General features: G+C 58.7%; 11 protein-coding genes. 9 read left to right on the top strand and 2 right to left on the bottom strand.

Translation table 11 applies throughout. The features are described 5' to 3' along the window. Positions 1 to 194: 194 nt before the first annotated feature. A complete protein-coding gene (gene rne, locus ACA061_RS19375; protein WP_497299859.1) occupies positions 195 to 3,443 on the bottom strand; it encodes a ribonuclease E in 3,249 nt (1,082 codons plus the stop codon). A 698-nt stretch (positions 3,444 to 4,141) separates the two neighbouring features. Between rne and rluC the strand changes: the two genes are divergently transcribed. The 3 genes from rluC to ACA061_RS19360 are packed head-to-tail and all read left to right on the top strand — an operon-like array spanning position 4,142 to position 6,764. Further along, positions 4,142 to 5,101, top strand: a complete 960-nt coding sequence (rluC, locus tag ACA061_RS19370) for a 23S rRNA pseudouridine(955/2504/2580) synthase RluC (protein ID WP_150605224.1) — start codon at positions 4,142 to 4,144, stop codon at positions 5,099 to 5,101. After that, the gene (locus ACA061_RS19365; RefSeq protein WP_497299858.1) at positions 5,088 to 5,750 is read left to right on the top strand and encodes an HAD-IA family hydrolase; all 663 of its coding nucleotides are present in this window, start codon (positions 5,088 to 5,090) and stop codon (positions 5,748 to 5,750) included. The genes rluC and ACA061_RS19365 overlap by 14 nt, the downstream gene beginning before the upstream one ends. A gap of 24 nt (positions 5,751 to 5,774) precedes the next feature. Next, on the top strand, positions 5,775 to 6,764 hold the full coding sequence (locus tag ACA061_RS19360; protein ID WP_150616018.1) for a S49 family peptidase: 990 nt from the start codon (positions 5,775 to 5,777) through the stop codon (positions 6,762 to 6,764). A 119-nt stretch (positions 6,765 to 6,883) separates the two neighbouring features. Here the strand turns inward: ACA061_RS19360 and ACA061_RS19355 are convergent, their stop codons facing one another. Beyond that, on the bottom strand, positions 6,884 to 7,462 hold the full coding sequence (locus tag ACA061_RS19355; RefSeq protein WP_497299857.1) for a Maf family protein: 579 nt from the start codon (positions 7,460 to 7,462) through the stop codon (positions 6,884 to 6,886). A gap of 105 nt (positions 7,463 to 7,567) precedes the next feature. On the opposite strand from ACA061_RS19355, the gene ACA061_RS19350 reads away from it, so the two are divergent. The 6 genes from ACA061_RS19350 (at position 7,568) to acpP (ending at position 11,558) form a co-directional block, all read left to right on the top strand. Then, positions 7,568 to 8,095 (top strand): YceD family protein, encoded by a 528-nt coding sequence (locus ACA061_RS19350; protein ID WP_150616016.1) that lies wholly within the window; start codon positions 7,568 to 7,570, stop codon positions 8,093 to 8,095. Between the two features lie 13 nt (positions 8,096 to 8,108). After that, positions 8,109 to 8,291 carry a 50S ribosomal protein L32 gene (gene rpmF / locus ACA061_RS19345; RefSeq protein ID WP_008152339.1) on the top strand — a complete coding sequence of 61 codons (183 nt, stop codon included), beginning with the start codon at positions 8,109 to 8,111 and terminating at the stop codon, positions 8,289 to 8,291. A 4-nt stretch (positions 8,292 to 8,295) separates the two neighbouring features. Next, positions 8,296 to 9,306, top strand: a complete 1,011-nt coding sequence (gene plsX, locus ACA061_RS19340) for a phosphate acyltransferase PlsX (protein ID WP_080896053.1) — start codon at positions 8,296 to 8,298, stop codon at positions 9,304 to 9,306. A gap of 123 nt (positions 9,307 to 9,429) precedes the next feature. Beyond that, positions 9,430 to 10,368: an ACP S-malonyltransferase gene (fabD, locus tag ACA061_RS19335; RefSeq protein WP_497299856.1), complete on the top strand. Its 939-nt coding sequence runs from the start codon at positions 9,430 to 9,432 to the stop codon at positions 10,366 to 10,368. 16 nt (positions 10,369 to 10,384) lie between these two features. Next, positions 10,385 to 11,125, top strand: a complete 741-nt coding sequence (fabG, locus tag ACA061_RS19330; RefSeq protein ID WP_042560433.1) for a 3-oxoacyl-ACP reductase FabG — start codon at positions 10,385 to 10,387, stop codon at positions 11,123 to 11,125. A gap of 196 nt (positions 11,126 to 11,321) precedes the next feature. Then, positions 11,322 to 11,558 (top strand): acyl carrier protein, encoded by a 237-nt coding sequence (gene acpP, locus ACA061_RS19325; protein WP_003442511.1) that lies wholly within the window; start codon positions 11,322 to 11,324, stop codon positions 11,556 to 11,558. The last annotated feature ends 68 nt before the right edge of the window (positions 11,559 to 11,626 follow it).

Genomic DNA, 11,626 nt, shown 5'->3' with positions numbered 1-11,626 from the left:
GATCGCAGCCTTCGGCAGCTCCTACAGGGGATCGCATTCCAGATATTGATCATGCCCACGCTCCACATGGGAGCGATCGTGTAAATGCGATCCCCCTGTAGGAGCTCCCGAAGGCTGCGATCTTTTGATCTTCCAAACCGCATAAAAAAGCCCCGCCTGACGAATCAGGCGGGGCTTTTTAGTGGCTTACGGAATCAGACGAGTGGTTTAGGCTCGTGTTCTTTTTCCTGGGCCTCTTCGTGTTGCTGTGCCGCGTCCTGAACGGAGCGTGGCGCTTCGGCGATCACCGATTCAACCGCAGCTTCTTCAGCAGTAGGGGCAGGAGCTGCCTCAACCACTTCAGCAACCACTGGCTCGGCAACAACCGGAGCAGAGGCTGCTGCCAGCTCGGCTTCCTTCGCCAGACGCTCTTCTTCACGCTTGCGACGACGCACTTCACGCGGGTCGTTTGGTGCGCGGCCGTTTGCTGCCAAGGCGCTGACCGGAGCAACTTCCACTTCTGGAGCTGGTGCTTCGGCAACCACTGGAGCCTCGACGACTGGCGCTTCAACGACTGGCGCTGGAGCCGGTTCGGCAACCTTGGCTTCTTCAACCACTGGCGCTTCGTATGCAGGCGCTGGTGTTTCAGCGGCGGCAGGCTCGGCAACCCAGTTGAATGCAGTCTGCTCTTCGCGAACTTCACGCACGGTTTCGGTCACGGTTTCAGATACGGTTTCGACAACCGGCTCTGCAACGACGACTGGCGCCTCGACGACTACCGCAGGTTCGGCGGCAGGTTCAGCAAACGCTTCAAACTGAGCCTGGGTTTCGCGAACCGGTGCTACTTCAACTTCCGGAGCTGCTGTCACTTCCACTGGAGTGGTGGCTTCAACAACCGGTGCTTCTACTGGAGCAGTTTCCAGAGTAGCGGCGGTGGCGCGTTCGGCTTGCTCGTGAGCTTGTGCTTCAGCCGGAGCGCTGATCACGCTGCTGGCTACGGCGGCAGTCACGGCCAGGCCAGCAGCCAGATCGGCAGTGCTCGGGCCTTCAGCGTTTTCGTCGGACTCGGACTCTTCCGAACCTTCGATCACGTTGCCATTGGCATCACGCTGACGCTCGCGACGGTTGCTGCGACGACGCTGACCGCGGGAACGACGACGTGGGCGATCGCCTTCGGCGCTCTCCGAACCGTCTTCCGGCAGTTGCTCTTCGTTGCTGATGACTTCTTCTTCATCAGCTACGGCAGCAGCGGCCTGTTCGGCGCGCGGTTGACGCTCTTCACGTGGCGGGCGCGGTGCGCGCTCTTCACGTGGCTGACGGGCCGGACGCTCTTCAGCGGTCACGGCAGCAGCGGCGGCTACAGCTGGAACGGCATCGAGTGGCTCGCGCAGTTCACGTACACGCTCTTCACGCTCGCCACGTGGCTTGCGATCTTCACGTGGAGCACGTGGTGCACGCTCTTCACGCGGGGCGCGTGGTGCGCGTTCTTCGCGGGCGGCTGGCGCTTCGGTGCGGGCTTCACGAGGCTCGCGAACTTCACGGGCTTCACGTGGCTGACGCTCTTCACGCGGCTCGCGTGGGGCGCGTTCTTCACGCGGTGCACGTTCTTCGCGCGGCTTGCGTTCTTCATCGCGGCGACCGTTACGGTTGCGGCTCTGCTGACGACCATTGCGACGCTCTTCGTTACGGGCCGGACGCTCGGTGGCCGGTTTCTCAACCACAACCGGAGCAGCAGGCTCTTCTTTGGTAGCGAACAGGCTGACCAGCGACTTCACCAGACCTTTGAACAGGCTTGGCTCTGGCATGGCAACTGGCGCAGCAGCGGGTGCCGGGGCAGCGACTTCGGCCGGGACCGGAGCATTGGCACGGGCCGGAGCAGTTTTCACTGCGGCTTCCTGGCGAACCAGAGTGCGGGTCGCGGCGGCTGGCTGAACTTCTTCAACTTCGGCAGCTGCGGCGGCAATTTCATAGCTCGACTGGCCGGTAGCGGCTTCCGGGCTGTCATCACGCAGACGCTGAACTTCGAAGTGCGGCGTTTCGAGGTGATCGTTCGGCAGAATGATGATGCGGGCACGGGTGCGCAGTTCGATCTTGGTGATCGAGTTGCGTTTTTCGTTGAGCAGGAACGCAGCAACCGGGATCGGCACCTGAGCGCGGACTTCGGCGGTGCGGTCTTTCAGGGCTTCTTCTTCGATCAGGCGCAGGATCGCCAGCGACAGCGATTCAACGTCGCGGATGATGCCGGTGCCGTTGCAACGCGGGCAAACGATGCCGCTGCTTTCGCCCAGCGATGGACGCAGGCGCTGACGGGACATTTCCAGCAGGCCGAAGCGCGAGATACGGCCGATCTGCACGCGAGCGCGGTCGGCTTCCAGGCATTCGCGGACTTTCTCTTCCACGGCGCGCTGGTTCTTGGCAGGGGTCATGTCGATGAAGTCGATGACGATCAGGCCGCCGATGTCGCGCAGGCGCAACTGACGGGCGATTTCTTCAGCCGCTTCAAGGTTGGTCTGCAGGGCGGTTTCTTCGATGTCGCTGCCTTTGGTGGCGCGGGCCGAGTTGATGTCGATGGACACCAGGGCTTCGGTCGGATCGATAACGATGGAGCCGCCGGAAGGCAGTTCGACGACGCGCTGGAAAGCGGTTTCGATCTGGCTTTCGATCTGGAAACGGTTGAACAGCGGAACGCTGTCTTCGTACAGCTTGATCTTGCTGGCGTACTGCGGCATCACCTGGCGGATGAAGGTCAGGGCTTCGTCCTGGGCTTCAACGCTGTCGATCAGCACTTCGCCGATGTCCTGGCGCAGGTAGTCGCGGATGGCGCGGATGATCACGTTGCTTTCCTGGTAGATCAGGAATGGCGCGGCGCGATCCAGCGAGGCTTCTTTGATGGCGGTCCAGAGTTGCAGCAGGTAATCGAGGTCCCACTGCATTTCTTCGCTGCTGCGGCCAAGGCCGGCAGTGCGCACGATCAGACCCATGTCGGCTGGAGCAACCAGGCCGTTCAGCGCTTCACGCAGTTCGTTGCGCTCTTCGCCTTCGATGCGACGGGAGATACCGCCGGCACGCGGGTTGTTCGGCATCAGCACGAGGTAACGACCGGCCAGGCTGATGAAGGTGGTCAGGGCTGCGCCCTTGTTGCCACGTTCTTCTTTCTCGACCTGAACGATGACTTCCTGGCCTTCGCTCAGGACGTCCTTGATGTTGACGCGGCCTTCAGGGGTTTTCTTGAAGTATTCGCGGGAGATTTCTTTGAGGGGCAGGAAGCCGTGGCGCTCAGAGCCGAAATCGACAAAGGCAGCCTCAAGGCTTGGTTCGATGCGAGTGATCTTGCCTTTATAGATATTGGCTTTTTTCTGCTCGCGTGCACCGGATTCGATGTCCAGGTCGTAGAGGCGCTGGCCATCTACCAGTGCAACACGCAACTCTTCGGGTTGAGTTGCGTTAATCAGCATTCTTTTCATGTAGTACCGTCGGTTTCCGGGCTGCCGGAAACGGCGTTCGGCACACACGACTTCTCACGGTCGGTGTCAGGTGCGTCGGGAGTGGTTGGCCATTCCCGTGTCTGGCGATTGCGACCAATTGGGCCGAGACCGCGACGTACGCGTCCTGCTTGCTGTGGCTACTTAAGCACTCAGTCAGGAGGAGGAATCAACCGGCGGCTGTGGACGAGATGAAGCGTCTTGATAAAGCCTAATGCTACACAGTCCAGCGGTTGTGCATCTCCACCCTACACGTATCCCTGATAATTCGGGTGCTGCCGCGCGCAGAATCCGCAACGGGTTGGCATTTACCGTGAGCTCCGAAAGGGGAGGTCACGCATCATGGCTAATTTAGGCGTTGTTTCCGAAGCCTTCGCTCGGGGTCATTCACAGCTGACTGCACTTTGTGAACTGGCCTTGAATGTTTGCCTGCCAGGCGAGTAAAAACTCTGCTCGGCGGTGTGATTCAGGCCTTATGTCACCTGCGCTTGTTACAACTGCAAACTCCACCGTTACGTAGCGAAAGCCCCGTAGGACGGCCTCGCGTCCTGGTGAATTGCGTTGGTCAGGGCCGGTTTTTGACCGTGGTGCCGCTGTCCAGGCCGCTTTTGGCGGCGTTCGCGACTATAGCAGCAATGATTAAGTGCTTCAATTCCATAAAAATTGTTATCATCCGCGCCATGACAACTACTGCCCCTACGACTCCAGGCGTTCAACTGCTTGAAGTCTCGCCGGAGTATGCCGGCCAACGAATCGATAATTTTCTCCTCGCCCGGCTCAAAGGCGTGCCCAAGACCCTGATTTACCGCATTTTGCGCAAAGGCGAAGTGCGTGTGAACAAAGGTCGGATCAAGCCCGAATACAAGCTGCAGGCCGGTGATATCGTGCGCGTGCCGCCCGTTCGCGTGCCTGAGCGTGACGAGCCGGTGCCTCTGGCCCAAGGTCTGTTGCAGCGTCTGGAAGCCTCGATTGTCTTCGAAGACAAAGCCCTGATCGTGATCAACAAGCCTGCGGGCATTGCGGTTCACGGTGGCAGCGGCTTGAACTTCGGTGTGATCGAAGCCTTTCGTCAGTTGCGTCCGGATACCAAAGAGCTGGAGCTGGTTCACCGTCTCGATCGCGACACTTCCGGCCTGCTGATGATCGCCAAGAAGCGCAGCATGCTTCGTCATTTGCACGAGCAGCTACGCGGCGATGGCATCGACAAGCGCTACATGGCGCTGGTTCGTGGCAACTGGGCGACCTCGATCAAGAAAGTCAGCGCGCCATTGCTCAAGAGCAACTTGCGTTCCGGCGAGCGCATGGTTGAAGTCAATGAAGAAGGCAAAGAAGCCCTGACGATGTTCAAGGTGCTGCGCCGCTTCGGTGATTTCGCGACCATGGTCGAGGCTAAACCGGTTACCGGTCGCACCCATCAGATTCGCGTGCACACTTTGCATGCCGGCCATTGCATTGCTGGTGACAGCAAGTATGGCGACGAGGGTTTCACCAAGGAAATCCGCGATCTGGGCGGCAAGCGCCTGTTTCTGCATGCTTACATGCTGACCGTGCCGCTGCCCGATGGCGGCAAGCTGACCTTGCAGGCGCCGGTCGATGAAATGTGGGCCAAGACCGTGGAGCGATTGAGTGCGCCCATCTGATTACAAACTGCTGATTTTCGATTGGGACGGCACACTGGCCGATTCCATTCATCGGATCGTCGAGGCGATGCACTCCGCATCCGGGCGCTCCGGTTTCGAGTTGCGTGATGATTTTGCCGTCAAGGGCATCATCGGTCTGGGCCTGCCCGAGGCGATCCGCACCTTGTACCCCGAAATCAGTGACGCTGAAATGACCTTGTTTCGCGAGTATTACGCTGATCACTACATCGCAGCGGAAGCCGTGCCTTCGCCGCTGTTTGAGGGCGTCGTCGAATCGATGACGTCCTTTCGTGAGCAGGGTTATCACCTGGCTGTCGCGACGGGCAAGAATCGTCGCGGACTGGATCGTGTGCTCAAGGCCAATGGCTGGGAAGAGTATTTCGACATTACCCGCGCGGCCGATGAAACTGCGAGCAAGCCGCACCCTCTGATGCTGGAGCAGATACTTGCGCATTGCGGGGTGCGTGCGGACCAGGCGCTGATGGTCGGGGATTCGTCCTTCGATCTGCTGATGGCGCGTAACGCGGGGATGGATTCGGTGGCTGTCAGTTATGGCGCGCAATCGATCGAGGCGTTGAAGCTGTTTGAGCCGCGTCTGTCGATCGACCGTTTTTCCGAATTGCATGCCTGGCTGGCGCTGCAGGCTTAATACGTTTTTGCTGGGGTGGATGGCATGACCGACGAATGGAAAGCACCGGCCAAGGCAAGTGCCGACGGCGGTGACGAGAAGAGCTGGAAGCTGCTGGAAAAAACTCTTCTGGCGGGTGTGCAGGAACAGCGTCGTTCGCGGCGCTGGGGGATTTTCTTCAAATTTCTGACGTTTGTTTACCTGTTTGTCGCGTTGATCCTGTTCACGCCGCTGATGGACATGGAGAAAAGCGCAACTCGCGGCGAGAACTACACCGCGCTGATCGACGTCACCGGCGTGATCGCCGACAAAGAACCGGCCAGTGCCGACAACATTGTCGGCAGCCTGCGCGCAGCGTTCGAGGACAAGAAGGTCAAGGGTGTCATCCTGCGGATCAACAGTCCGGGTGGCAGTCCTGTGCAGTCCGGTTATGTGTATGACGAGATCAAGCGTCTGCGTGGTTTGCACCCCGAGATCAAGCTGTATGCGGTGATTTCCGATCTCGGCGCGTCTGGTGCGTATTACATCGCCAGCGCCGCGGATCAGATTTACGCCGACAAGGCGAGTCTGGTGGGCTCCATTGGTGTGACGGCGGCCGGTTACGGCTTTGTCGGCACCATGGAGAAGCTGGGAGTCGAGCGTCGCACGTATACGTCTGGCGAGCACAAATCGTTCCTTGATCCGTTCCAGCCGCAGAAGCCTGAAGAAACGGCGTTCTGGCAAGGTGTGCTGGACACCACGCACAAGCAGTTCATCAACAGCGTCAAGCAGGGTCGTGGCGATCGCCTGAAGGACAAAGAGCATCCGGAGCTGTTCTCCGGGCTGGTCTGGTCTGGCGAGCAAGCGCTACCGCTGGGTTTGATCGATGGGTTGGGCAATGCCAGTTCGGTGGCGCGTGATGTGGTCGGCGAGAAAGAGTTGGTGGACTTCACCGTCCAGGAATCGCCGTTTGACCGCTTCTCGAAGAAACTTGGCGCCAGTGTGGCCGAGCAATTGGCGATGTGGATGGGTTTCCACGGGCCATCGTTGCGGTAATTTGTTGTAAAGATCAAAAGATCGCAGTTTGCGGCAGCTCCTACAGGTTCGATGTTCATTTGCAATTTTTGCGATGACACGAACGCTGTAGGAACTGCCGCAGGCTGCGATCTTTTGCTTTAAGGGATCTGCACGCCTTCAACCAATAGCATGTCGATCAGCCGAATCAGCGGCAGACCAATAAGGCTGGTAGCGTCAGGACCTTCGGTGGACTGAAACAGGCTCACGCCCAACCCTTCGGCCTTGAAGCTGCCCGCGCAGTCGTAAGGCTGCTCGATGCGCAAGTAGCGCTCGACCCGCGCCTGATCGAGCTGGCGCATGTGCACGGTGAACGGTACGCAGTCGACTTGAATTTGCCCCGTCTGACTATTGAGCAGCGCCAGGCCGGTGAGGAAAGTCACGCTGGCGCCGCTGGCGGCCATCAGTTGCTCGCGGGCCTTGTCGAAGGTGTGCGGCTTGCCGATGATCTGGTCGCCGAGTACGGCCACCTGGTCCGAGCCAATAATCAGATGAGCGGGGTGGCTGTCGGCCAATGCTCGGGCCTTCTGTTCGGCGAGGCGTTTGACCAGCTCGATTGCCGGTTCGCCAGGACGGTGGCTTTCATCGATATCCGGCGAGCTGCAGACGAACGGCAGGTGCAGGCGGGCGAGCAATTCCCGGCGATAAGTCGAGCTTGAGGCAAGTAATAAAGGCAGCATTTGCGTCTCCTGGGGCAGATGTGAATTCTAGCGGAGGCACGCAAGTGACGGACAGGGCACAATTTCCTTTGACATGGGTGGGTGCATCCCTATAATGCTGCGCCTATGTTGAATGACCCGATTCCACCTCACGTTGACCCGCGCAAATTGGCTGATCGTGGCACCACCATCCAAGGTGAGCTGCTGCTGGCCGATTTGAAGAGACTCTGCGACCCGCTTTCCGACAATGTCGGTACGGTGCAGGCGAAATTCGTTTTTGAACGAGATGAACGTAAATCTGTGGTAATTCACAGCTTTATCGACACCGAGGTCAAAATGGTTTGCCAGCGTTGTCTTGAGCTGGTCACCCTGCCGATCCACAGCGAATGCAGTTACGCTGTGGTGAAAGAGGGTGCGAATACCCAGTCGTTACCGAAAGGTTATGACGTGCTGGAACTGGGCGAAGATCCATTGGATCTGCAGTCACTGGTCGAGGAGGAGCTTTTGCTTGCCTTGCCTATCGTGCCTGCTCATCATCCGGAAGAATGCCAGCAGCCGGCGGGGTCAGATGAGCCCGAACCGAGCGAGGACGAGGTAACGCGGTCCAACCCGTTCAGTGTATTGGCGCAGTTAAAGCGTGACCCAAACGTTTAGGAGTTAATCAATTATGGCTGTTCAGCAGAACAAAAAATCCCGCTCTGCCCGTGACATGCGTCGTTCGCACGACGCCCTGACGGCGAGCACTCTGTCTGTAGAAAAAACCACTGGTGAAATTCACCTGCGTCACCACGTATCGCCAGAAGGCGTATACCGTGGCCGTAAAGTGATCGACAAGGGCGCTGACGAGTAATCACTTGTCTGCTCAAGTCATCGCGATTGACGCAATGGGCGGGGACTTCGGTCCCCGCAGCATTGTTCAGGCCAGCCTTGCTTGCCTGTCTGCTACGCCCTCGCTGCACCTGACCCTCGTCGGTCAACCCTCCCTACTTGAAGAATTGATCAACGGCCAATCGGCTGCCGATCGCGCGCGCCTGACGATTGTTGCGGCCAGCGAAGTCATCACCATGGACGAAAAACCGACTCAGGCCCTGCGTGGCAAGCCGGACTCGTCGATGCGTGTCGCCCTTGAACTGGTGCGTGATGGCAAGGCGCAAGCCTGTGTCAGTGCTGGCAATACCGGTGCGTTGATGGCGCTGTCGCGCTATGTGTTGAAGACCTTGCCGGGTATCGACCGTCCCGCGATGGTGGCCGCCATTCCGACGCAGAAGGGTTATTGCCAGTTGCTTGACCTTGGCGCCAACGTCGATTGCAGTGCGGAGCATCTGTTGCAGTTTGCGGTGATGGGTTCGGTGGCGGCGCAGACGTTGGGTATTGCTCGACCGCGGGTGGCGTTGCTGAACATCGGCACCGAAGACATCAAGGGCAACCAGCAGGTCAAGTTGGCGGCAACGCTGTTGCAGGCGGCCAGGGGCATTAACTACATCGGCTTCGTCGAAGGTGACGGCCTGTATCGCGGTGAAGCGGATGTGGTGGTGTGCGACGGATTTGTCGGCAACATTCTGCTCAAGTCCAGCGAAGGCCTGGCAACGATGATTGCTGCGCGCATCGAGGCGCTGTTCAAAAAGAACATGGCTTCGCGCGCAATCGGTGCCTTGGCGCTGCCATTGATGAAGCGCCTGCAGGCAGATCTGGCACCGGCGCGACACAATGGCGCAAGCTTCCTTGGCTTGCAGGGCATTGTGGTGAAAAGCCACGGTTCGGCGGGAGTTCAGGGCTTCCAGAGTGCGATTCAGCGTGCGCTGATCGAGATTCAGGAGAACCTGCCCGAGCGCCTTCACGGGCGTCTCGAGGATTTGTTGTCTTAGGCGTTTTCGTCGGACAATGCTTAAATGTGACCGCCCGGTTCAAAGGGCCATCCAACTGTCAGTTTCTTGCGTCCCCCAGTGGGGCGTCATTTTCCGACGACAAGATCATTAGGGGCTTGTTACATGTCTGCTTCCCTCGCATTCGTCTTTCCAGGACAAGGTTCGCAGTCCCTCGGCATGCTGGCCGAGCTGGGCGCGCAACATCCACTGATCCTCGAAACGTTCCAAGAAGCCTCCGCTGCTCTGGGCTATGACCTGTGGGCACTGACCCAGCAGGGCCCGGAAGAGCTGCTTAATCAAACCGACAAGACTCAGCCGGCCATTCTGACCGCATCGATCGCCCTGTGGCGTCTGTGGCTGGCTGAAGGTGGCGCGCGTCCGGCATTTGTTGCCGGTCACAGCCTGGGTGAATACAGCGCGCTGGTAGCTGCCGGCAGCCTGAGCCTGGCTGACGCGGTGAAGCTCGTTGAGCGCCGTGGCCAGTTGATGCAGGAAGCGGTTCCGGCCGGGCAGGGCGGCATGGCTGCCATTCTGGGTCTGGAAGACGCTGACGTGCTGGCGGCCTGTGCTGAAGCGGCGCAGGGCGAAGTGGTCAGCGCCGTCAACTTCAACTCCCCGGGCCAGGTTGTAGTGGCCGGTGCCAAGGCTGCCGTCGAGCGCGCCATTGAAGGCTGCAAGGCGCGTGGCGCCAAGCGTGCCATGCCGCTGCCGGTGAGCGTGCCGTCGCACTGCGAACTGATGCGTCCGGCTGCCGAGCGCTTTGCCGAATCCATCGCCGCCATTGACTGGCAGGCGCCGCAGATCCCGGTGGTACAGAACGTCAGCGCACAAGTGCCGGCCGATCTGGAAACCCTCAAGCGTGATCTGCTCGAACAACTCTACAAGCCAGTACGCTGGGTCGAGTCCGTACAGACGCTGGCCGCCAAGGGCGCGACCAATCTGGTCGAATGTGGCCCGGGCAAAGTACTGGCTGGTCTGAACAAACGTTGCGCCGAAGGCGTTTCGACTTCCAACCTCAATACCCCAGACGCTTTCGCTGCCGCTCGTGCAGCGCAGGCCTGAATCAGGAGAAACTTGCATGAGTCTGCAAGGTAAAGTTGCACTGGTCACCGGTGCAAGCCGCGGTATCGGCCAGGCTATCGCACTGGAACTGGGCCGTCAGGGCGCCATCGTTGTGGGTACCGCAACCTCCGCCAAGGGTGCCGAGGCGATTGCCGCCACGCTCAAAGAGCACGGCATTCAGGGTACCGGTCTGGAACTCAATGTCACCAGCGACGAATCCGTCAGCAAGGTGATCGCGACCATTCAGGAGCAGTTCGGTGCACCGGCGATTTTGGTCAATAACGCCGGCATCACCCGCGATAACCTGATGATGCGCATGAAAGATGACGAATGGTACGACGTGATCGATACCAACCTGAACAGTCTGTATCGCCTGTCCAAGGGCGTTCTGCGCGGCATGACCAAAGCCCGTTGGGGTCGAATTATCAGTATTGGCTCGGTGGTGGGTGCCATGGGCAACGCAGGCCAAGTAAACTATGCAGCCGCCAAGGCCGGTCTGGAAGGTTTCAGCCGTGCAATGGCGCGTGAAGTCGGTTCGCGTTCGATTACGGTCAACTCGGTAACCCCAGGGTTTATCGACACCGATATGACCCGCGAACTGCCTGAAGCACAGCGTGAAGCCTTGCAGACGCAGATTCCGCTGGGTCGTCTGGGACAAGCTCAAGAGATCGCGTCTGTGGTCGCTTTTCTTGCATCCGACGGTGCGGCATACGTAACTGGGGCTACAATCCCGGTGAACGGTGGGATGTACATGTAAGTAAAATGTGACGGATTGCTTCAAAAAAATGTCATACGAGCTGTCTAAAATCCGTTATAAAGCTGCAATCTATTTATAGGCAGAGGGCCGCAGGGTTTGAGGAGTGAAGCTTTCAGTTGAAAAACTGAAAAGTCTTTCTATACACTTACCCACTGGCCAGCTGCCTGAATTTGTCCATTAGGAGTGAAAACAAGGTATGAGCACCATCGAAGAGCGCGTCAAGAAAATCGTTGCCGAGCAACTGGGTGTTAAAGAAGAAGAAGTGGTTAACACCGCTTCCTTCGTAGAAGACCTGGGTGCCGACTCCCTTGACACCGTTGAGCTGGTGATGGCTCTGGAAGAGGAATTCGAGACCGAAATCCCTGACGAAGAAGCTGAGAAGATCACTACTGTACAAGCTGCAATCGATTACGTTACAAACCACCAGGCTTAATAGCTTGTAATCGTTGCTTGCTGTCATGGAAAAACCGCACTGCCATCACGGCGTGCGGTTTTTTCTTT

This window comes from Pseudomonas sp. LBUM1668, assembly GCF_059695715.1.
The sequence above is the reverse complement of the archived record's forward strand: the minus strand, read 5'-3'. Positions and strand labels throughout refer to the sequence as shown.